17 protein-coding genes and 1 pseudogene are annotated in these 20,991 nt (G+C 70.8%); 9 read left to right on the top strand and 9 right to left on the bottom strand.

Going from position 1 to position 20,991, the window contains the following annotated elements:
• Window positions 1–24: 24 nt before the first annotated feature.
• Together dnaE and ilvA are read left to right on the top strand one after the other, a co-directional pair.
• Window positions 25–3,591, top strand: a complete 3,567-nt coding sequence (gene dnaE / locus FO059_RS11695; protein WP_268892828.1) for a DNA polymerase III subunit alpha — start codon at window positions 25–27, stop codon at window positions 3,589–3,591.
• Window positions 3,592–3,655: 64 nt separating this feature from the next.
• A complete protein-coding gene (ilvA, locus tag FO059_RS11690; protein ID WP_143910697.1) occupies window positions 3,656–5,002 on the top strand; it encodes a threonine ammonia-lyase IlvA in 1,347 nt (448 codons plus the stop codon).
• Between the two features lie 34 nt (window positions 5,003–5,036).
• Here ilvA and FO059_RS11685 read toward each other — a convergent pair whose 3' ends face one another.
• Complete coding sequence (locus tag FO059_RS11685; RefSeq protein ID WP_143908959.1) at window positions 5,037–5,570, bottom strand: TetR/AcrR family transcriptional regulator; 534 nt, start codon at window positions 5,568–5,570, stop codon at window positions 5,037–5,039.
• 125 nt (window positions 5,571–5,695) lie between these two features.
• Here FO059_RS11685 and FO059_RS11680 point away from each other — a divergent pair, with 125 nt between their 5' ends.
• Window positions 5,696–7,252: an MFS transporter gene (locus tag FO059_RS11680; protein ID WP_143908957.1), complete on the top strand. Its 1,557-nt coding sequence runs from the start codon at window positions 5,696–5,698 to the stop codon at window positions 7,250–7,252.
• A gap of 352 nt (window positions 7,253–7,604) precedes the next feature.
• The gene (locus tag FO059_RS18390) at window positions 7,605–8,612 is read left to right on the top strand and encodes a cupredoxin domain-containing protein (protein ID WP_158726374.1); all 1,008 of its coding nucleotides are present in this window, start codon (window positions 7,605–7,607) and stop codon (window positions 8,610–8,612) included.
• Window positions 8,613–8,662: 50 nt separating this feature from the next.
• Here the strand turns inward: FO059_RS18390 and FO059_RS11670 are convergent, their stop codons facing one another.
• The 3 genes from FO059_RS11670 to FO059_RS11660 form a co-directional block, all read right to left on the bottom strand.
• Window positions 8,663–9,484 (bottom strand): mycofactocin-coupled SDR family oxidoreductase, encoded by an 822-nt coding sequence (locus tag FO059_RS11670; protein WP_143908955.1) that lies wholly within the window; start codon window positions 9,482–9,484, stop codon window positions 8,663–8,665.
• Between the two features lie 194 nt (window positions 9,485–9,678).
• Window positions 9,679–10,827, bottom strand: coding sequence for an oxidoreductase (locus FO059_RS11665; protein ID WP_143908953.1), 1,149 nt, complete (start codon window positions 10,825–10,827; stop codon window positions 9,679–9,681).
• 2 nt (window positions 10,828–10,829) lie between these two features.
• Window positions 10,830–11,378: a nuclear transport factor 2 family protein gene (locus FO059_RS11660; protein WP_143908951.1), complete on the bottom strand. Its 549-nt coding sequence runs from the start codon at window positions 11,376–11,378 to the stop codon at window positions 10,830–10,832.
• 115 nt (window positions 11,379–11,493) lie between these two features.
• Here FO059_RS11660 and FO059_RS11655 point away from each other — a divergent pair, with 115 nt between their 5' ends.
• The 3 genes from FO059_RS11655 (at window position 11,494) to bioD (ending at window position 14,924) form a co-directional block, all read left to right on the top strand.
• Window positions 11,494–12,816, top strand: coding sequence for an adenosylmethionine--8-amino-7-oxononanoate transaminase (locus FO059_RS11655; RefSeq protein WP_233266699.1), 1,323 nt, complete (start codon window positions 11,494–11,496; stop codon window positions 12,814–12,816).
• 63 nt (window positions 12,817–12,879) lie between these two features.
• Window positions 12,880–14,085, top strand: a complete 1,206-nt coding sequence (locus FO059_RS11650) for an 8-amino-7-oxononanoate synthase (RefSeq protein ID WP_143908949.1) — start codon at window positions 12,880–12,882, stop codon at window positions 14,083–14,085.
• Window positions 14,082–14,924 (top strand): dethiobiotin synthase, encoded by an 843-nt coding sequence (gene bioD, locus FO059_RS11645; RefSeq protein ID WP_199256988.1) that lies wholly within the window; start codon window positions 14,082–14,084, stop codon window positions 14,922–14,924. The genes FO059_RS11650 and bioD overlap by 4 nt, the downstream gene beginning before the upstream one ends.
• 134 nt (window positions 14,925–15,058) lie before the next feature.
• On the opposite strand, the pseudogene FO059_RS18780 reads toward bioD, so the two are convergent.
• From FO059_RS18780 to FO059_RS11620, 5 genes and pseudogenes are all read right to left on the bottom strand, one after another.
• Window positions 15,059–15,460 (bottom strand): annotated as a pseudogene (locus FO059_RS18780) (IMPACT family protein); the annotation flags it as partial.
• Window positions 15,450–16,916: an alanine/glycine:cation symporter family protein gene (locus FO059_RS11635; RefSeq protein WP_143908945.1), complete on the bottom strand. Its 1,467-nt coding sequence runs from the start codon at window positions 16,914–16,916 to the stop codon at window positions 15,450–15,452. The pseudogene FO059_RS18780 and the gene FO059_RS11635, both read right to left, overlap by 11 nt.
• A 72-nt stretch (window positions 16,917–16,988) precedes the next feature.
• Window positions 16,989–17,819 carry an ABC transporter permease gene (locus tag FO059_RS11630; protein ID WP_143908943.1) on the bottom strand — a complete coding sequence of 277 codons (831 nt, stop codon included), beginning with the start codon at window positions 17,817–17,819 and terminating at the stop codon, window positions 16,989–16,991.
• Window positions 17,816–18,835 carry an ATP-binding cassette domain-containing protein gene (locus FO059_RS11625; protein ID WP_372497879.1) on the bottom strand — a complete coding sequence of 340 codons (1,020 nt, stop codon included), beginning with the start codon at window positions 18,833–18,835 and terminating at the stop codon, window positions 17,816–17,818. Before FO059_RS11625 ends, FO059_RS11630 begins: the two co-directional genes overlap by 4 nt.
• Before the next feature lie 59 nt (window positions 18,836–18,894).
• Window positions 18,895–19,494, bottom strand: a complete 600-nt coding sequence (locus FO059_RS11620; RefSeq protein WP_143908941.1) for a TetR family transcriptional regulator — start codon at window positions 19,492–19,494, stop codon at window positions 18,895–18,897.
• Between the two features lie 169 nt (window positions 19,495–19,663).
• Here FO059_RS11620 and bioB point away from each other — a divergent pair, with 169 nt between their 5' ends.
• Both bioB and bsaP read left to right on the top strand, forming a co-directional pair.
• Entirely contained in the window at window positions 19,664–20,692 is a 1,029-nt protein-coding gene (gene bioB / locus FO059_RS11615; RefSeq protein ID WP_143910694.1) for a biotin synthase BioB, read from the top strand.
• Window positions 20,689–20,964, top strand: coding sequence for a biotin synthase auxiliary protein BsaP (bsaP, locus tag FO059_RS11610; protein WP_233267093.1), 276 nt, complete (start codon window positions 20,689–20,691; stop codon window positions 20,962–20,964). Before bioB ends, bsaP begins: the two co-directional genes overlap by 4 nt.
• Window positions 20,965–20,991: the final 27 nt, after the last annotated feature.

The raw sequence follows: 20,991 nt of genomic DNA, 5'->3' as shown, positions 1-20,991 counted from the left end.
GTCGGCGAAAGGACCGGGCAGGACGTGGCGGATGCGGTGAAGTCGGGGGATTCCAGCTCGTTTGTGCACCTGCACAACCACACCGAGTATTCGATGCTCGACGGCGCCGCCAAGACCGACGCTCTGTTCGCGGAAGCGCACCGGCTCGGCATGACGGCCGTCGGCATGACCGACCACGGCAACATGTTCGGCGCCAGCGACTTCTACAACCAGGCCGTCAAGGCGGACATCAAGCCGATCATCGGCATCGAGGCCTATGTGGCGCCGGAGTCCCGCTTCAACACCAAGCGCGTCAAGTGGGGCGACCCGTCCCAGAAGTCCGACGACGTCTCCGGCAGCGGCGCCTACACGCACATGACGATGGTCGCCCGCAACGCGACGGGCCTGCGCAACCTGTTCAAGCTGTCCTCGCTGGCCTCGATCGAGGGGCAGCTGGGCAAGTGGTCCCGCATGGACGCCGACATCATCGCCGAGCACGCAGAGGGCATCATCGCCACCACCGGCTGCCCGTCGGGCGAGGTGCAGACCCGCCTGCGCCTGGGGCACGAGCGTGAGGCGCTCGAGGCCGCGGCGAAGTGGCAGGAGATCTTCGGCGAAGAGAACTTCTTCATGGAGGTCATGGACCACGGACTGTCGATCGAGCGCCGCGTGCGCTCGGGGCTGATGGACATCTCCCGGCAGCTCGGCATCCCGCCGCTGGCCACCAACGACTGCCACTACGTCAAACAGGACTTCTCGCAGACGCACGAGGCGCTGCTGTGCCTGCAGACGGGCAAGACGCTCAACGATCCGACGCGGTTCAAGTTCGACGGCGACGGCTACTTCCTCAAGCCCGCCTCCGACATGCGGGCGCTGTTCGACGACGAGGTCCCCGGCGCCTGCGACAACACCCTGCTGGTGGCCGAGCGCGTGGAGTCCTACGAGCAGGTGTGGGCCCACCACGACCGGATGCCGATCTTCCCGGTGCCCGAGGGGCACACGCAGGGTTCGTGGCTGCGCGAGGAGGTCGCCTCCGGGCTGCGCGGCCGCTTCCCGTCCGGGCCCTCGCAGGCCTACCTGGACCGCGCCGATTACGAGATCGGCGTGATCGAGCAGATGGGGTTCCCCGCCTACTTCCTCGTGGTCGGGGACCTGGTGCGGCACGCGCACGAGGTGGGCATCCGCGTGGGGCCGGGCCGCGGGTCCGCCGCCGGGTCGCTGGTCGCCTTCGCGCTGGGCATCACCAACATCGACCCGCTGCCGCACGGCCTGCTGTTCGAGCGCTTCCTCAACCCGGAGCGCGTGTCGATGCCCGATATCGACATGGACTTCGACGACCGCCGCCGCGGCGAGATGGTCCGCTACGCCTCCGATCGCTGGGGCGAGGACAAGGTGGCCCAGGTCATCACCTTCGGCACCATCAAGACCAAGGCAGCCATCAAGGATTCGGCCCGCGTGCACTTCGGCCAGCCGGGTTTCCAGATCGCCGACAGGATCTCCAAGGCGCTGCCGCCGCCGGTCATGGCCAAGGACATCTCCGTCGCCGGCATCACCGACCCGGAGCACGAGCGGTACGCGGAGGCCGCCGAGGTGCGCGCACTCGTCGAGACGGACCCCGACGTGCGCACCATCTACGACACCGCACTGGGACTCGAGGGCCTGATCCGCAACGCGGGCGTGCACGCCTGCGCGGTGATCATGTCCTCGGAACCGCTCATGGACGCGATCCCGCTGTGGAAGCGCGCGCAGGACGGCGCGATCATCACGGGCTGGGACTATCCGTCGTGCGAGGCGATCGGCCTGCTCAAGATGGACTTCCTGGGGCTGCGCAACCTCACGGTGCTCGGCGACGCGCTGGACAACCTCAAGGCCAACCGCGACGTCGAGCTGGACCTGGACACCCTGCCGCTGGACGACGCCAAGACCTATGAGCTGCTGGCGCGCGGCGAGACGCTGGGCGTTTTCCAGCTCGACGGCGTGGCGATGCGCGACCTGCTGCGCCGTATGCAGCCGACCGGGTTCGAGGACATCGTGGCGGTGCTGGCGCTGTACCGCCCCGGGCCGATGGGCATGAACGCCCACAACGACTACGCCGACCGTAAGAACGGGCGCCAGCAGGTCACGCCCATCCACCCCGAGCTCGAGGAACCGCTCAAGGAGATCCTGGCAGACACCTACGGGTTGATCGTCTACCAGGAGCAGATCATGCAGATCGCGCAGAAGGTGGCCGGGTACTCGCTGGGCCGAGCGGACATCCTGCGCCGTGCCATGGGCAAGAAGAAGGCGTCCGTGCTCGAGGCCGAGTTCGAGGGCTTCGAGAAGGGCATGCAGGACAACGGCTACTCGAAGCAGGCCATCAAGGCGCTGTGGGACACGATCCTGCCGTTCGCCGGGTACGCGTTCAACAAGTCGCACGCCGCCGGCTACGGGCTCGTGTCGTACTGGACCGCCTACTTCAAGGCCAACTACCCCGCCGAGTACATGGCGGGTCTGCTCACCTCGGTGGGCGACGACAAGGACAAGGCGGCCGTGTATCTGGCGGACTGCCGCCACCTGGGCATCACGGTGCTGCCGCCGGACGTCAACGAGTCCGGGACCTACTTCGCCTCCGTCGGCGAGGACATCCGCTTCGGCCTCTCGGCGGTGCGCAACGTCGGCACCAACGTGGTGGCCTCGATCATCGCGGCGCGCGAGGAGAAGGGCGCGTTCACCGGGTTCTCGGACTATCTGGGCAAGGTGGACGCGGCGGCGTGCGGCAAGAAGGCCATCGAGTCGTTGATCAAGGCGGGCGGATTCGATTCCCTGGGGCATCCGCGCAAGGGGCTGCTGCTCGTGCACGCCGACGCGGTCGACTCCGTCATGGGCACCAAGAAGGCCGAGGCGATCGGCCAGTTCGACCTGTTCGGCGGGGCGGGGGCCGCGGAGGAGAACTCGTCGGTGTTCGACATCCCCGTACCCGACGAGGAGTGGGAGACCAAGCACCGGCTGGCGCTCGAGCGCGAGATGCTCGGGCTGTACGTCACCGGCCATCCGCTCAACGGCGTGGAGCATGTCCTGGCGGCCCAGTCGGACACGTCGATCCCCGCGATCCTCGAGGGCAAGGTCAAGGACGGCACCCAGGTGTCGGTGGGCGGCATCCTCTCGTCGGTGAACCGGCGGGTGAACAAGCAGGGCCTGCCGTGGGCGTCGGCACAGCTCGAGGACCTCACCGGCGGCATCGAGGTGCTGTTCTTCCCCAAGACCTACTCGGTGCTGGGCATGGACGTCGCCGACGACGCGATCGTCCTGCTCAAGGGGCGCATCTCCGAGCGCGACGAGCGACGGTCGCTCATCGTCAACGACCTGGCGGTGCCGGACCTGTCCTCGGTGGGCGTGGCGCGGCCGCTGGCGGTCACGATGGCGACGCGCATGTGCACGCCCGACAAGGTCGAGACGCTGCGTCAGGTGCTCACCCGGCACCCCGGCACCTCGGACGTGCACCTGCGGCTGGTCAGCGGCGACGGCGGCAAGGTGCGCCTGTTCCGCCTGGACGAGCGGTTGCGAGTCGATCCCACCTCGGCGCTGATGGGGGACCTCAAGGCGCTGCTCGGCGCGAGCTGCCTGGGCGCCTGAGACCGGACTGCCGCGGCGCCCGCGGGTGGTGCGACAATCGGGGGTTGTGACGACCAACGAGCAGATGCAGGCAGGTTCCGGGGTGCGCGGCGGGCGGGGCGAGCTGCCCGCGGCGGGCGACATCGAGGCGGCCGCCGCGCGCATCGCCGACGTCGTCGTGCGCACGCCGCTGCAGTACTGCGAGCGGTTGTCGGCGGCGACCGGCGCCCGCGTGTTCCTCAAGAGGGAGGACCTGCAGGGGGTCCGCTCCTACAAGATCCGCGGCGCGTTCAACCTGATGGTGCAGCTCGAGGAGGACGAGCGCGCGTCGGGCGTGGTGGCCGCCAGCGCGGGAAACCACGCGCAGGGCGTCGCTTACGCGTGCCGGTCGCTGGGCATCCGCGGCCGGATCTACGTGCCCACCAACACCCCCAAGCAGAAGCGCGACCGCATCCGTGCCCACGGCGGCGAGTACGTCGAGCTGGTGGTCACCGGCACCACGTTCGATGCGGCATCCGCTGCGGCGCAGGCGGACGCGGAGCGCACCGGCGCGACGATCGTCCCCCCCTTCGACGACGCCCGCACCATCGCCGGACAGGGCACGGTGGCGGCGGAGATCATCGAGCAGCTCGGCAGTGCCCCGGACACGGTGGTGGTCCCGGTGGGCGGCGGCGGGCTGATGGCAGGGCTGGTGACCTATCTGCACGACCGTGCCCCCGGCGTGTACGTGGCGGGGGTGGAGCCGGCGGGCGCGGCGTCGATGACGGCGGCGCTGGCCGCGGGCGGCCCGGTCACGCTGTCGGAGGCGGACCCGTTCGTCGACGGCGCCGCGGTGCGCCGGGTGGGCGCACTGCCCTACGACGTGCTGCTGGCGGCGGGCGCGCATGTCGTGACGCACGCGTCGCTGCCGATGGTCACCACCACCGTCCCGCGCGCCGACGGCGGCGGGATCGCGATGCTGCAGGTGGACGAGGGTGCGGTGTGCACCGCGATGCTGGACCTTTACCAGACCGAGGGCGTCATCGCCGAGCCCGCCGGTGCGCTGTCGGTGACGGCGCTCGAGCATATGCGCCTGGAGCCGGGCTCCACGGTGGTGTGCGTGATCAGCGGCGGAAACAACGACGTCTCGCGCTACGGGGAGATCCTCGAACGCTCACTTGTGCACCTGGGGCTCAAGCACTACTTCCTGGTCGACTTCCCCCAGGAGCCGGGTGCGCTGCGGCGGTTCCTGGACGAGGTCCTGGGGCCCGACGACGACATCACGCTCTTCGAGTACGTCAAGCGCAACAACAGGGAGACCGGTGAGGCGCTCGTGGGCGTCGAGCTGGGTGAGCGTGAGGACCTGGCCGCACTGCTCGCGCGCATGGAGGCGTCGCCGATGCAGGTCGACCGACTGGTGCCGGGGTCGCCGGCCTACCGCTATCTGACCTGACGGGTATCCGACCTGACGGGCGCGGCGGCGCGGATCACTCGCGGCCGAGGAGCCTTGCCACCACCTGTGCGTGCAATCGCGGGTCCGGGGCAGGCAGATCCAGCAACGCGGCGAGCAGGATGCCGTCGCCGGCGAGCCGGACGATCTCCGCATCCACCGGGTCGTCGAACTCCTTCTGCAGGCCCGCGTCCCAGCCGCGCAGCACCTCGGTCATCGCGGTCTGGACGTCCTCGTGCCGCCCGTCGAGGCCGCGCAGCGCGGCGATGGCCGACTGGTAGAGCGGCTTGTCGCTGAACGAGTCGTCGTCCAGCGCCTGCAGGTAGAACTCGGCGACGGTGGTCCCGCCGGCCACCGCCGCGTCCAACTCCGCGTCGGAGCGCGCGCCGAGGCGCCGCACCATCGCCGCGAGCATCGCCTCCTTGGTGGGGAAGTGGTAGAGCAGCCCGCCCTTGGACACGCCGGCGTCCGCCGCTACCGCCTCGAGCGTCGCCGCCCCGGGCCCCTGGTGCAGCAGCACCCGCTCGAGGGCGTCGAGGATTCTGTCGGGCGTGGACTGCTGCGTGGTCATGCACATCACCCTACACGGAACTGTACCGTCCGGACGGTACAGTGATAATCTGTGTACCGTCCCGACGGTATTTGATGTGGCGAGCGCCGCGCTCGGAGCGTGGCGGGAGATCGAAGGTGCGGAAGATGTCGACGACGATGGCCGAACGCGGATCGGCGCGGGCCGGGGTGCGCGACTGGATCGGGCTCGCCGTGCTGTGCGGGGCGGTGCTCATCATCGCCATCGACGCCACGGTGCTGGACCTGGCCGTGCCGTCGATCTCGGAGCACCTGGAACCGTCCACCGCGCAGCTGCTGTGGATCATCGACGTCTACTCGTTCGTCCTTGCCGCGCTGCTGGTGACGATGGGCGTGCTGGCCGACAGGGTGGGGCGCCGCCGACTGCTGATGCTCGGCGTGGCGGGCTTCGGCGCGGCGTCGGTCCTCGCGGCCTTCTCCGTCTCGCCCGCGATGCTCATCGCGGCCCGCGTGCTGCAGGGGCTCTTCGGCGCGATGCTCATGCCGTCGACGCTCGGCATCATCCGCGCGACTTTCCTGGACAGCCGTCAGCGGGCCACGGCCATCGGCGTCTGGGGCGCGATGTGGGGCGGCGGCGCGGCCGGCGGGCCGCTGGTGGGCGGCTGGCTGCTGGAGCACTTCTGGTGGGGCTCTGTCTTCCTCGTCGCCGTCCCGGTCCTGCTCGTGATGCTCGTCGCCATGCCGTTCGTGCTGCGCGAGTCCCGCGATCCGCACCCCGGCCGGTTCGACTTCCCCGGTGTGGTGCTGTCCGCGGGCACCTTGGTACCGCTGATCTACGCGCTCAAGGACGCCGCTTCGCACGGCCCGAGCCCGCTCACGGGCGCCCTCGTCGTGGCGGGCGTGCTGTGCGGGTGGGCCTTCGTGTCCCGGCAGCGCCGCGCGGCCGACCCGATGATCGATGTGCGCCTGTTCCGTAACCCCGTGTTCTCCACGGCGATCCTGACGAACCTGCTGTCGGTGTTCGGGCTCGCGGGGGTGCTGTTCTTCGGCACCCAGTACCTGCAGATGGTGCTCGGGTACTCGCCGCTGGAAGCCGGGCTGCTCGCGGCCCCCGGCACCGCGGCGAGCATGGTCGCGGCGTTGCTCGCCGCCGCGGTGGCGCGCCGGATCGGGGTGCGCCGGGCGCTGGCGGGATCGATCCTGTTCGCGGCCGTCGGCGCAGTCATGCTGATGGCACTGGGCGTCGACGGCCGCGCGCTCGTGTTCGTCGTGGGCTTCGTGGTGGTGGGGCTCGGCAGCGGGCTGGGGCTGACGCTCACATCGGCGGTCGTCGTCGACGTGGTCGAGCCGGAACGTGCCGGGGCGGCCTCGGGGATCTCCGAAACCTCCTACGAGTTGGGAGTGGCTGCGGGTGTCGCGGTGCTCGGCAGCGTGGTGATGGGCATCTACCGGGCGGGTGTGGACGTCGCGGGGCTCGCGGCGGAGCAGGCGACCGCGGTGCGCGACACGCTCGGTGGCGCGGTGCGCGTCGCGGACGAGATCGGCGGCCCGCAGGGCGCCGAGCTGCTCGACTCGGCCCGGAGCTCCTTCGTGGACGGCATGCACGTCGCGGCAGGGTCCACCGCGGCGCTCCTCGCCTGCGCCGCAGTGGCGGTGCTCGTGCTGCTGCGCGGCGGCACGGCGGAGCGCGAGCCGGCCCCGGCCAACGGCAATTCGGCCTCTTGAGCACCGGTGACGGCGGGAGTATCGTCAACAACTGTGAACAACGCCGTCCAGGCTGCAGAAGCCGCCCGGTGGCGGCCGTCCCCGTAAAGGCGGGCCTCCAGTAGGGGGAATCGTCCCATCGGGGTGGAATCGTCGCCGCAGTGCCGAATGTGCGCTGCGCCTTCTCGGATGACATCGGATCGGTCCCGGCCGTCGGCGCGGGGCGCAATACTTCGGAGCACGTGCCGTGTTGGGCCATGGCCGTCGGCGCGTCGCGTTCCATGATCATGACGTGGGTGCCCGACGGGGAGCGGGTGCCTGTTGTAGGAGATGACGGAAGATGCTGTCGGTTCGATGGGGAACGGGAGAGTCCGTGCGGAAAGCACAAGCGCTGCAGCGTGAGCGGGCGCGGAGTGGGCGGCGGCGCGGTCGGCGGGCCGCGCTCGCGGCGGGCGCCCTGCTGGCCGCGGCGGGATTGCTGGCCGCGTGCGGCGGCGACGGCGGCGGGGGCGCTTCCGGCACCACGGCGGCCACCGCCACCGGCGCCGCGGAGTCCGGCGGCGGTGCCGCTGCGGCGGGCTCCGTGTCTGCGGATTCGTTGCCGCGCTTCGAGATCGACGCCGACGCCACCACCGCCGACGGCGCGATGTCCTACACCCTGCCGTCCGCGGAGGCCCCCGCCGGCACGGTGATGGTCACGCTGAAGAACAACGACACGATGATGCCGCACCAGGCGCAGCTGCTGAAGCTGCATCCGGGCGTGACGGTCCAGCAGTTCACCGACGCGCTCGCCACACCGGCGGGCGTCGGTGCGGTGGCTCCGCTGGCGGACTTCGCGGGCGGGCCCAACGCGGTCATGCCCGGCGACGAGTCCAGCGTGGTCCTGCACCTGGACCCCGGATCCACCTACATGGTGATCTGCCAGATCCCCGGGCCGGGCGGCAAGCCGCACTACGCGCTGGGGATGATCGCGCACTTCACCACGGCGGCCACGGCGCAGAGCGACGGGTGGCCCAAGACCGACGCCACCGTGAAGATGACCGACTTCAAGTTCTCCGAGCCGTCGTCGATCGACTGGAACAAGCCGATCACGGTGGTCAACGACGGCGACCAGCCGCACGAGCTGGCGGTCCTGGCGCCGGCGGACGGCAAGACGATGGACGACGTGCGGGCGGCGCTGTCGGCGCCGGAGGGCGCCGCGCAGGGGGCGCCGCCGTACGAGACCTACGGCGGAGTCGCCGCGGCCGCGCCGGACGTGCAGCAGCAGACCACGCTCGAGCTCGACGCGGGGGATTATCTGCTCGTGTGCTTCGTGGTCGATCCGGTCAGCGGCAAGCCCCACTACATGCTGGGGATGGAACAGCCCGTCACGGTGAAGTAGCAGGACGGGTGCGGGGCCGCATGCGCGCTGCATGCGGCCCCGCGTCCGGGTCAGCGGTTGAGGTTGCCGATGTCGATCGGAACCTGCACGCCGGTCATGTACTTGGCCTCGTCGGAGCACACCCACGCGACGACGTCGGCGATCTCCTCGGGCTGCGTGATCGCGTAGGGCAGCGAGTTCATGAAGATCGGCGCCAGCGTGTGCGCGTGCGCGGCGAACAGCGGCCCCATGTCCGCGGACATGTTCATCCCGGTATCGACGCCGGCGGGGTGGATGGTGTTCACGCGGATCTTGTGCTCGCCCAGCTCGTTCGCCATCGTCTTGGCCAGGCCGGTGATGCCGTGCTTGGTCGCCGCGTAGTGCCCGGTGAACGGCGTGCCCTTGAGCCCGGACACGGAGCTGGTGAACACCATCGCGCCGCCTTCGCCCTGTTCGATCAGGTAGGGGATGGCCGCCTTGGCCGTGTTGAAGGTGCCCGTCAGGTTGACGTCGACGGTCTCCTTCCAGTCCTCGGCGGAGACCTCCCAGCTCATGCGCCCGGAGCAGATGCCCGCGTTGGCGATGACGACGTCGAGCCGGCCGAACGCGTCCAGGCCGGCCTGCAGCGCCGCGGAGAGACCGTCGAAGTCGCGCACGTCGGCGACCTTCGCGACGATCTTGGCGCCGGCCTCCTCGACGAGGCGGACGGTCTCGTCCAGGTCGGCCTTGGTGGCACCGGGGTAGGGGGTGGACTGGAACTCCGCGCAGATGTCCACCGCGATGATGTTCGCGCCTTCGCGTGCGAACTTCACCGCCTCCGCGCGGCCCTGGCCCCGGGCCGCGCCGGTGATGAATGCGACCTTGCCCGCGAAGCGCCCCTCGTTGGTGCTCATGCTTCCTGCCTTCCTCGCGACAGGATCGGTGCCTGTCGGTAGACCTATCGGTCGTTTGTACGGTTCACGTTGTCGGGTTACAAGCTATCCGGAAACGCCGCCGGCACCCACCCGGAAGTCCCACCGGAGTGGGACCACCGTCACAGTGGGTGCCGACTGGTGATGCGGCCGGCCCGGTGCCGGCCCGGGTCAGGTCAGTGCAGGACCCGCTCGTGCTTGTCGCGGTCGAACTCCGGCAGCGGGCCGCCCTCGAACAGGTGCTGCGCCAGATCCGGGTCGGCCAGGTGCAGACGTCCCACCGCGATCAGGTCGAACTCCTCGTCCTCGAGCCGCTGGTGCAGCCCGTCGCGGTTGTCCTCGCTGGGGATGGTCCCGGCGCCGCGGCCCTCGCGCAGCGTCTTGCCCAGCCCGAAGCTGCCCACGGCCATGGCGCGGGCGCCGGTGAGCCTCTTCGCCCACCCGGCCAGCGAGCACGGGTCGCCGTCGAATGCGGGAGCGTCGAACCTGCGGATGGACGCGTCCAGCACGTCCGCCCCCGCGTCGACCAGCGCGCCCAGCAGCACCTTGAGCTCGTCGGGCGTGTCGGCGATGCGGGCCTTGTAGTCCTGCTGCTTGTGCTGGGAGAAGCGGTAGAACACGGGCAGCTCGTCGCCGATCTCCGCACGGATCGCCGCGACGACGGCCGCGGGGAACGCGGCGCGCGCCTCCAGGCTCCCGCCCCACTTGTCGGTGCGCCGGTTGGTGTCGGCCCACATGAACGCGTCGAGAAGGTAACCGTGGCCGCCGTGGATGGCGATGCCGTCGAAGCCCGCGTCCACCGCGTTGCGCGCCGAGCGCACGTAGGCGGACAGGACGTCGTCGATGTCCTGCTCGGTCATGGGCTCCGTCGCGGGGGAGTAGCGGGCGACGAGCTTCTCCGGGTACGAGGTGACGCCGGGCGTGCCCCACAGCCCGGACGGGCGCATGGGCTTGATCGCCGGATCGGGGCGGCCCATCGCGCCCCACAGGGGGCCCACGTGCCACAGCTGGGGGATGATCTTTCCGCCCGCGGCGTGGACGTCGTCCACCACGCGGCGCCAGCCGGCCAGGGCTTCGTCGCCGTACATGTGGGGGACCGACGGGTTCTCCACGGCGGCGGGATGGTCGATGGCGACGCCCTCGGTGATCAGCAGGCCGGTGCCGCCCTCGGCGCGCTTTCGGTAGTACTCGGCCACGTCGGCACCGGGCACGCCGCCGGGGGAGAACGACCGGGTCATCGGGGACATCACCAGGCGGTTCTTCAGCTCCAGCGATCGGATGCCCAGCGGCCGGAAGATGGGGGAGGCGGGGGTTGTTCCGCTCATCGTCACGCCCTTCCGATGGTGCCGGCGCCTGCGCCGTGCTTGAGCGTGCCGTCGGGGCCGGGGACGCCCTCGGCCAGCACGCGGGGGGCCTCGGAGCGGCCGTCCAGCACCCGGCTGGTGCGGCGGGTGCACTTCCACTCGCCGTCGGCGGTCTTGATCAGCTCCCAACGGTTCGCGGTGGCGCGCAGCACCGTGAACGCCGACTTGTCGGGGCGCGCGAGGATGAGCAGCGACTTGCAGGTGGCCACGGCGGTGTCGCCGTCGACGATCACGTTCCCCGGTTCGAGCACGTGCGCGCAGCCGTTCGTGATGAACCCCTGGTGGTTCTCGCCGCGGACCATCGCCGTGATCTCCGCGTGCCCGCGCATGATGCCGGTGTCTACGTCGTAGACGCCGTCCTCGGTCCACACGCGCGCCACCGCCTCCTCGGAGCCGGAGTCCACGGCCGGGCCGTAGGAGGTCATCAGGTCGACGATCGCCTGGCGGTCCTCGAGGACGGCCAGGCGGGCGGAGAGTTCGCGGATCACGGTCGCCGTGTCGGTATCGGTCATGCCTCCAGTTCGCCACGCGCGTGGGCAGGGTTGTTGCGGGCGTCCCGGACAGCGGGAAAGAAAGTCCCGCCAGCCGGGAAGGGTGGTGCGCCGACCAGCGGTTAGGGTCGTCGCTGTGACAGACGAGCGCATTCCGGCAGGGGCGGCGCTGACCGCCCGGCAGATTACCGAGATCGACGCGGGGCATATCTGGCATCCCTACGGGGCGTTCCCGCCGTCGACGCCGTCGCTGGTGGTGGAGAGCGCGTCCGGCACGCGCCTGCGTCTCGCCGACGGCCGCGAGCTGGTGGACGGCATGGGGTCGTGGTGGGCGGCCATCCACGGATACCGGCACCCGGTTCTGGACGACGCGGCGCGCGCACAGCTGGACCGGATGAGCCATGTGATGTTCGGGGGCCTCACCCACGAGCCGGCGGCGCGCCTGGCGCAGCTGCTCACCGATGTCACGCCCGACGGCCTGGAGCAGGTGTTCTTCGCCGACTCGGGCTCGGTGTCGGTGGAGGTGGCGATGAAGATGGCCATCCAGTACTGGCGGTCCAAGGGGCGGCCGGGCAAACACCGCCTGCTCACGTGGCGAGGCGGATACCACGGCGACACGATGGGGCCGATGAGCGTGTGCGACCCGGACGGGGGGATGCACTCGATGTGGTCGGACGTGCTGCCGCGGCAGATCTTCGCCCCGACGCCGCCCCGTGACTACGACCCGGACTACGTGCTGAACCTGGAACTGCTGCTGTCGGCGCAAGCGGACGAGACGGCGGCCGTGATCGTGGAACCGCTGGTGCAGGGCGCCGGGGGCATGCGCTTCCACGACCCCCGCTACCTGCAGGCGCTGCGCGACGCATGCGACCGGCACGGGGTGCTGCTGATCTTCGACGAGATCGCCACCGGGTTCGGCCGCACCGGGCGCATGTTCGCCGCCGACCACGCCGACGTGCGGCCGGACATCATGTGCGTCGGCAAGGCGCTCACAGGGGGCTACATGACCCTCGCGGCCACGCTGTGCACGGCGGAACTGGGGCGTGCGATCAGCGCCGGCGAGGCCGGCGGGCTCATGCACGGGCCCACGTTCATGGCCAACCCGCTGGCGTGCGCGGTGGGCGCCGCGTCGCTGGAGCTGCTCGTCTCGCGCGACTGGGAGACAGAGGTGGCCGACCTAGAGGACGGGCTCACCGCGGGGCTGGCGCCTGCGTGGGACCTGCCGAACGTCGTCGACGTGCGGGTGCTCGGCGGGATCGGGGTCATCGAGCTCGACGCGCCGGTGGACATGGTCTCCGCGACGGACGCCGCCGTCGCCGCCGGGGGGTGGCTGCGGCCGTTCCGGACGCTGATCTACGCGATGCCGCCGTACATCAGCACGCCCGACGACCTCGCGACGGTCACCGGGGCCATGGTCGCGGCGGCGGCGAGCCAGGCGCAGGGAGGCAGCCCGGGCTGAGTCGGACGTCTATGCAGCAAGTCCGGCTACTTGAACGGTGTTCAATCCGTGTATGGTCGGCCCATGCTCGCCCAGAACTTGACCGCCGCCGGGCCCGACCCGCTCGCATGGCTCGACGCTGAGGCCGCGGATCGCCGCAGCGCGGGGCTGCACCGGGAGCTTTCTCCCCGTGCCGCCGACGCGCCTCGCGGCGCCCGCGGCCCAATCGACCTCGCCTCCAACGACTACCTGGGGCTCAGCGGCCATCCCGAGGTGATCGCCGGTGCCGTCGACGCGGCGCGCCGCTGGGGCACCGGCTCCACCGGCTCACGCCTGGTCACCGGCAGCACAGAGGAGCACGATGCGCTGGAGCGGGAACTCGCGGATTTCGCCGGCGCCGGATCCGGCCTGATCTTCTCGTCCGGCTACACGGCGAACCTCGGCGCGGTGACGGCGCTGGCGGGCCGGGGCTCGCTGATCGTGTCCGACGCCGGCAGCCACGCGTCGCTGGTCGACGCCTGCCGGCTCTCCCGTGCCCGCGTGGTGGTCACGCCGCACGCCGACGTCGACGCGGTGGAGCGGGCGCTGGCCACCCGGGACGAGTCGCGGGCGCTGGTCATCACCGACTCCGTGTTCAGCGCCGACGGCGACCTGGCGCCGCTGCGCGCCCTGCACGCGGCGTGCCGGCGCCGGGGCGCGGTGCTGCTGGTCGACGAGGCGCACGCGCTGGGCGTGCGCGGCGACGGCGGCCGGGGGCTGGTGCACGAGCTGGGGCTCGCCGGCGCCCCGGACGTCGTCGTCACCGCGACGCTGTCGAAATCGCTGGGCGGCCAGGGCGGCGTGGTGCTCGCCGATCCGCGCGTGCGGGAGCACCTCATCGACGCGGCGCGGTCGTTCATCTTCGATACGGGCCTGGCCCCGGCGTCCGTCGGTGCGGCCAGGGCGGCGCTCACCGTCCTCGGCCGCGAACCCGCGCGTGCCGTCGCGGTCCTCGATCGCGCGCGTGAGCTGGCGGCGATCTGCGGAGGGGCGCGGCCGGAGTCGGCGGTGGTGTCGCTCGTGCTCGGCGACCCGCAGCGGGCCGTCGACGCGGCACGGTGGTGTGCCGGCAGAGGACTGCGCGTGGGCTGCTTCCGTCCGCCGTCGGTGCCGGCGGGGACGTCGCGGCTGCGGCTCACCGCGCGGGCCGACCTCAACGCCGGCGACATGGCGGTGGCCGCTGACGTGTTGGGCGCGGTGGCGGACGGCAGCTGGATCGCCGGGACGCGCACCGCGGGTGCGGCGTCGTGAGCATCACGTTCGTCACCGGCACGTCCACCGGGGTCGGCAAGACCGTGACCACTGCGGCGCTCGCGTCGGTCCTCACGGGCTCCGGGAGCGTCGCGGTGTGCAAGCCCGCCCAGACGGGGCTGCTGCCGGGGGAACCCGGGGATATTGCCGACGTCGTCCGGCTGGCCGGCGCGGTGACGACGGTGGAGCTGGCCCGGTATCCGGAACCACTGGCACCCGACACCGCCGCGCGACGCGCCGGAATGCCTCTGCTGCGGTGCGGCGAGGTGGTGGAGTCCGTGCGGGAACTCGCCGCGAAACACGACCACGTTCTGGTCGAGGGCGCCGGGGGAGTGCTGGTGCGCCTCGGCGAGGGCGGCTTCACCCTCGCCGACGTGGCGGCCGGGGTCCGGGATGCCGGCGTCGGCGAGGTCGCTGCGGTGGTCGTGGTGGACCCGGCGCTGGGCGCCCTCAACCACGCCGAGCTCACCGTGCGGGCCCTGAGGTCGGCGGGCGTGCGATGCGCCGGGCTGGTGATCGGAGCGTGGCCGGGCGAGCCCGATCTGGCGATGCGGTGCAACCTCGACGACCTGCCCGCAGTGACCGGGGTGCCGGTCATCGGCCGACTGCCCGAGGGGGCGGGGGCGATGGGGCGCGCGGAGTTCGCGGCCGAGGCGCGGCGCAGGTGCGCTCCGGGCCTCGCGGCTCACTCGTCGCGGTCGACCCAGCCGCGCCCCGAAAGCCGGGCTTCCGTACGCCCGCCGGTGCGTGATGCGATCAGCCCGGCGAGTGCGCCCGACCCGGCGGCGGGCACTGCGACGGTGATCGCGGCATCCGCGCCGCCGGGGCCCACCCCGTAATCGACGGCCGTGATACGCAGTCCGTCGGCACGCAGTTCGTTTTCGAGCCGACCGGCATCGGCCGCCGTCACCGTCGCCGTCCTGTACTCCACCCGCATGCGGGTGCGGGTGCCCGCGGCGTCGAGGGCCGCGGACACGGCGTCGCCGTAGGCGCGCACCAGGCCGCCGGTGCCCAGCTTGACCCCGCCGAAATAGCGGGTCACCACCGCCACCACGTCGCTCACCCCGCGGCCGGTGAGGGCGTCGAGCATCGGCGCGCCCGCTGTGCCCGCCGGCTCGCCGTCGTCGTTCGACCGTTGCAGCCGCCCGTGCGGGCCGATGATGAATGCGGTGCAGTGGTGCCGGGCGGCGCTGTGCTCGCGGCGGGTGCGCGCGACCAGTTCCCGCGCGGCGTCCTCGTCCTCCACCCGGCGCAGGCGAGTGCAGAACCGTGAACGCTGCACCTCGGTCTCGACGTCGGTGTCACGGCCGATCACCAGGTAGGCGTCGGGGACATCGTCCGGCGCCGGAGCGGGCTGTGGCCTGCTATCGGACATCGACGGGCTCGCGGACCGTCTCCGGGTCGGTGCCGTCCCAGCATTCGACGTTGCTCAGGCCGGGGACGTCGTCGCGGTGGAACACCGGGTCGAGCCCGCGGGACTTCTGCTGCGAGTAGTGGCGCAGCAGCACGACGGCGACGCCGCCGATGGCGATCAGCCCGAGGATGTTGATCGTGGCCATGAGCGACGAGAACACGTCGGCGAGGTTCCACACCAGGCTCACCTCGGCGATGGCGCCGAAGAACACGAACCCGATGACGAGCACGCGGAAGACGACCAGCACCGACTTGCGGCCCGTGAAGAACGCGATGTTGGTCTCGCCGTAGTAGTAGTTGCCGATGATGGAGCTGAAGGCGAGGAAGAAAAGGATGACCGCCAGGACGGGCGCGGCCCAGCTGCCCATGTGTTCCTGCAGCGCTGTCTGGGTGAGCTGCACGCCCTCCACGTCGCTGCCGAACGTGGGGTTGGACAGCAGGATGATGAACGCGGTGGCCGAACACACCACGAGGGTGTCGAAGTAGACGCCGAGGGTCTGGACCAGGCCCTGCTTGACGGGGTGGGAGACGGCGGCGGTGGCGGCGGCATTGGGGGTCGAGCCCATGCCGGCCTCGTTGGAGAACAGCCCGCGCCGCATGCCCTGCATCATCGCCGCCCAGATGCCGGCGCCCGCGAACTGCCGGATGCCGAACGCCGACTCGACGATGTCGGCGACCACTGCGGGGATGTGCGGCAGGTTGGTGACGATGACGAACAGCGCGATCCCCACGTAAAGCACGGCCATGACGGGCACGACGATCTGGGAGACCCCGGAGATGCGGTGCACTCCGCCGAAGATGACCAGGCCGGCCAGGACGGCGAGCGCGACGCCGATGGCGACCGGAATCCAGTCCGCGTCCGACCCGGCGGCCAGCTCGAACGCGCTGGAGATGGAGTTCGACTGGACGGCGTTGAACACGAACCCGTAGGTGAAGGTGATCGCCACGGCGAACAGGAACGCCATCACCAGGCCGGCCTTGCGGTTCTTGATGCCCCGGCTGAGGTAATAGGCGGGGCCACCGCGGTAGTCGCGGCCGTCGCGCACCTTGTAGAGCTGGCCCAGCGTGGATTCGACGAAGGCGGTCGCGCCGCCGATGACGGCCAGCAGCCACATCCAGAACACCGCGCCGGGACCGCCCACCGTGATGGCGACCGCCACGCCGGCGACGTTGCCCGTGCCCACGCGGGATGCGGCGGAGATGCAGAACGCGCGGAAGGCCGAGATGGCGCCGGGGCCGTTGTCGCCCTCGGTGCGGGCCGGGCGTTCACGCAGGGACCGGAGCATCTCGGGGATCATGCGGAGCTGCACGACGGCGGTGCGGGTGCCGAAGTACAGTCCGGCGCCGACCAGCAGGACGATCAGCACATAGCCGTACTTGTCGTTGAACCAGACTATGGCATCGTCGACGGAATCCATTCCGCACACTCTAACGGCGTGACCGGCCCCACCTGCGGCGAACCGCCAGGTCGGCTGGATTTTCGGCGGCTTCTACCGCACCGCCCGCTTGTACCGACCGATGGACAGCGGCATGAAGATCACGAGGATCAGCACCACCCAGCACAGCGTGTACGCGGTGGGGTGCTGCATCGACCAGGCGTCGGAGACGGGGATCGACGGATTGGTGTTGCCGAAGAACTCGCGCACCGCCTGCGTGACCGCCGAAACCGGATTCCACTCCACGAAGTACTGCAGGAACGTGGGGAACGACTCGAGCGGCACGAAGGCGTTGGACACGAACGTCAGCGGCATGATCACGACGAACGAGGCGTTGTTGATCACCTCGACGCTGGGCACCAGCAGGCCCACATAGGCCATGATCCAGCTGAAGGCGTACGAGAACACCAGCAGCAGCAGGAATCCCGCGACGGCGTCGAGGAACGACCCGCGCATGCGCCACCCCACCAGCAGCCCGGTGACGGCCATGATGGCGATGGAGAGCAGGTTGTAGGCGATGTCGGAGACCGTGCGGCCGATCAGCACGGCAGACCGCGACATGGGCAGCGATCGGAACCGGTCGATGATGCCCTTCTGCATGTCTTCGGCGAGCCCCGCGCCGGTGAAGGTGGCGCCGAAGACGACTGTCTGCGCGAAGATCCCGCCGATCAGGAACTCCCGGTAGTTCACGCCGCCGCCCGGGTCGATCGCGCCGCCGAAGACGTACGCGAACAGCAGCACGAACATGATCGGCGAGATAAGGACGAACACGAGGACTTCCGGCACGCGGATGATCTTGATCAGGTTGCGCTTGGCGATCACCACCGAGTCGGTGAAGACCCGGGTGCGGCCGCGGTGGGGTACGGGAAGTGCCGTCGTGGTCATCGGTTCGCCTCGCTCGCGGTCTGGTCGCCGGGCCTGTCGGGGGAGGGGGCCGGGATGTCGTCGGGTACCGCATCCTCTTCCGCGGCATGACCGGTGAGGGCGAGGAACACGTCGTCGAGTGTGGGGCGCCGCAGTCCGATGTCGGACACCTCGATCCCGGCGGAGTCCAGCCCGCGAAGCGTGTCCATCAGGGCGCGGGAACCGCCCGGCGCCGGGACCGCCAGCGTGCGCGACGGCTCGTCCAGCTGGACGGCGTCGTCGGAGCCGGATTCGAGTGCGGCGCGGGCCCGCGGGATGTCGGCCGGATCGGTGACCACCAGCTCTATGCGGTCGGCGCCGAAGTCCTGCTTGAGCTGGTCGGCGGTGCCGTGGGCGATGGCACGCCCGTGGTCGATGACGACGATGTCGTCGGCCAGGTTGTCCGCCTCCTCCAGGTACTGGGTGGTGAGCAGCACCGTGGCGCCGTCGGCGACGAGCGAGCGGATCACCGACCACATCTCGTTGCGGCTGCGCGGATCGAGGCCGGTGGTGGGCTCGTCGAGGACCAGCACGGGGGGTGCGGCCACGAGCGCCCCTGCCAGGTCGAGGCGGCGCCGCATGCCGCCGGAGTACGTCTTGGAGGGGCGGTCCGCGGCGTCCGACAGGGAGAACTGGGCGAGCAGCTCGCGGGCGCGGGTGCGTGCGTATTTTCGGCGGAATCCGTACAGGCGTCCCACCATTTCCAGGTTCTCGAAGCCGGTGAGGTGCTCGTCCACCGCCGCGTACTGGCCGGACAGCCCCAGGCGGGCGCGGGCGGCGTCGGGTTCGGCGAGGACGTCCACCCCCGCCAGGTGCACCGTGCCGGAATCGGGGATCAGCAGCGTGGAGATGATGCGCACCGCCGTGGTCTTGCCGGCCCCGTTGGGCCCCAGCAGTCCCAGGACCGTGCCCTCCGGGACCGCCAGATCGAGTCCGTCCAACGCGGTCACGTCACGGTATTTCTTCACCAGATTGCGGGCTTCGATCATCGGTGCCACGGGGCGCTCCACTGGGCTTCACGGCCGCTCCGTGCGGGCGGCCTCGGCGTGCGTCCGGTTCAGGATAACCGCTGATCGACGACGGCGGGGAGTGCGCGGACGCCGCCGATGAACAAACCCAATCCGTACTCGAAACCATCGGCGGCCGTGGGTGACTCGAACAGCGGGGAGGCGGACTCCGTCAGCGCCCCGTGCGAGTCCATCTGCATGCGGGACTGCTCGTCCATGGTCTGCCCGAGGACGTAGGAGAACAGGGCGCGGGCGGCCATGCCGGCCTCGTCCGCCGGCAGCCCGCCGTCGATGCAGGCGGCCGCCAACGCCGTCTGGGGCGCCTCCGAGGCCAAGCGCGCCGCGTACGAGGCGGAGGCCACTTCCGCGCCGTCGCGGTGCGACAGCAGCGCGTCGCGCATCCGGCGTGCCAGCGTTGGCAGCCGCTCGTCCCAGGTTTCGGCCGGCGCCGGCGGTCCCGCGGAGGCGTCGGCGAGGATCTCGTCGGTGATGGCGGCCAGCAGCGTCTGCTTGTTGGGGAAATGCCAGTACAGCGCCCCCGGCTGCACGCCCAGCGACGACGCGAGACGGCGCATCGTGAGATCCGCCAGGCCGTACTCGTCGAGGATCGCGATGGCGCCCGCGAGTACATCGTGCCTGCGCAGCTGCATGGAACGCCCTTCTCGGGTTTCGCGGGACCGGGACCTTTTGACACCCTACCCATCCGCATTCTAACTTGAACGGCGTACAACTTGTACGGTGTTCAAGTTGCCGGGTGTGCGTTGCGCCCCGGCGGCGCTCAGTCTTGTGACGATCGAAGGAGACTTCGTGACCGAAGCGATGGCGGCCCACTCGCCCTCCCCGGACCTGCCCGACGGCGGCATCCTCGCCGTCGCCCGCGCCCAGGTGCTCGAGAACGGCGAACCGCTCGGCAAGGACCAGGTGCTCCGCGTGCTCCGGCTTCCGGAAGAATTTCTGGACGAGGCGCTGGGGTTGGCCCACGAGGTGCGCATGAAGTGGGCGGGGCCGGAGGTCGAGGTGGAGGGCATCATCAGCCTCAAGACCGGCGGCTGCCCGGAAGACTGCCACTTCTGTTCGCAGTCGGGGCTTTTCGCGTCGCCCGTACGCGCGGCCAGGCTGGACATCCCGAGCCTGGTGGAGGCCGCGAAGCAGACGGCGAAGACGGGCGCCACCGAGTTCTGCATCGTCGCCGCGGTGCGCGGGCCGGACGAGCGGCTGATGGCGCAGGTGGCCGCCGGAATCGAGGCGATCCGCGACGAGGTGGACATCCAGATCGCATGTTCGCTGGGCATGCTCACCCGGGAGCAGGTCGATGCTCTGGCGGCGATGGGGGTGCACCGCTACAACCACAATCTGGAGACGGCGCGGTCGTATTTTCCGCAGGTCGTCACCACGCACACGTGGGAGGAGCGCGAGCAGACGCTGCGGATGGTGGCCGACGCGGGGATGGAGGTGTGCTGCGGCGGGATCCTCGGGATGGGCGAGACGCTCGAGCAGCGGGCCGAGTTCGCAGCGGATCTGACCGCCCTCGATCCGGACGAGGTGCCGCTGAACTTCTTCGACCCGCGGCCGGGGACCCCGTTCGGCGACCTCGACGTGATGCCGGCGGCCGATGCGCTGCGTGCCGTCGCCGCGTTTCGGCTGGCCCTGCCACGCACGATGCTGCGGTTCGCGGGCGGCCGTGAGCTCACCCTGGGCGACCTGGGCGCGCGGAAGGGCCTGCTCGGCGGCATCAACGCGGTGATCGTCGGCAACTACCTCACCACGTTGGGCCGGACGCCGGAAACGGACCTGGAGATGCTGGGCGAGCTGACGATGCCCGTCAAGGCTCTGAACGCGACGCTGTGACCGTCTCCGATGGGGTCGGGGCCGGCTACGAGTTGCTCGTCGGCGGGCCACTCGATGTCGGCGCGCGGCGTTTCGACGTGCACACGGGCGCGGAGATCGGGGCGGATGCGGAAGGTGCGGGGTCGTCCGGCCGTCTCGCCGACAGTTTTCAGCCGCCGCGATACTGCGGAGTGTGCGCGCGCCGCATGGTCGTGCAGGTGCGGCCCGACGGCTGGTGGGCGCAGTGCTCGCGGCATGGGCGGGTGGATTCATCGGCCCTGGACCTGCGCTGACCAGGGTGCCGGAGGTCGGCGTGCTCG

Source organism: Tomitella fengzijianii (genome assembly GCF_007559025.1).
GTDB classification, from domain to species: domain Bacteria; phylum Actinomycetota; class Actinomycetes; order Mycobacteriales; family Mycobacteriaceae; genus Tomitella; species Tomitella fengzijianii.
The sequence above is the reverse complement of the archived record's forward strand: the minus strand, read 5'-3'. Positions and strand labels throughout refer to the sequence as shown.

What these genes read in the sequence shown, in the direction of transcription:
- ilvA (WP_143910697.1), top strand. Translation starts at nt 3,656, where the DNA reads ATGCAGGCAGGTTCCGGGGTGCGCGGCGGGCGGGGCGAGCTGCCCGCG.
- FO059_RS11685 (WP_143908959.1), bottom strand. Translation starts at nt 5,570, where the DNA reads ATGACCACGCAGCAGTCCACGCCCGACAGAATCCTCGACGCCCTCGAG.
- FO059_RS11680 (WP_143908957.1), top strand. Translation starts at nt 5,696, where the DNA reads ATGTCGACGACGATGGCCGAACGCGGATCGGCGCGGGCCGGGGTGCGC.
- FO059_RS11670 (WP_143908955.1), bottom strand. Translation starts at nt 9,484, where the DNA reads ATGAGCACCAACGAGGGGCGCTTCGCGGGCAAGGTCGCATTCATCACC.
- FO059_RS11665 (WP_143908953.1), bottom strand. Translation starts at nt 10,827, where the DNA reads ATGAGCGGAACAACCCCCGCCTCCCCCATCTTCCGGCCGCTGGGCATC.
- FO059_RS11660 (WP_143908951.1), bottom strand. Translation starts at nt 11,378, where the DNA reads ATGACCGATACCGACACGGCGACCGTGATCCGCGAACTCTCCGCCCGC.
- FO059_RS11650 (WP_143908949.1), top strand. Translation starts at nt 12,880, where the DNA reads ATGCTCGCCCAGAACTTGACCGCCGCCGGGCCCGACCCGCTCGCATGG.
- FO059_RS11635 (WP_143908945.1), bottom strand. Translation starts at nt 16,916, where the DNA reads ATGGATTCCGTCGACGATGCCATAGTCTGGTTCAACGACAAGTACGGC.
- FO059_RS11630 (WP_143908943.1), bottom strand. Translation starts at nt 17,819, where the DNA reads ATGACCACGACGGCACTTCCCGTACCCCACCGCGGCCGCACCCGGGTC.
- FO059_RS11620 (WP_143908941.1), bottom strand. Translation starts at nt 19,494, where the DNA reads ATGCAGCTGCGCAGGCACGATGTACTCGCGGGCGCCATCGCGATCCTC.
- bioB (WP_143910694.1), top strand. Translation starts at nt 19,664, where the DNA reads ATGGCGGCCCACTCGCCCTCCCCGGACCTGCCCGACGGCGGCATCCTC.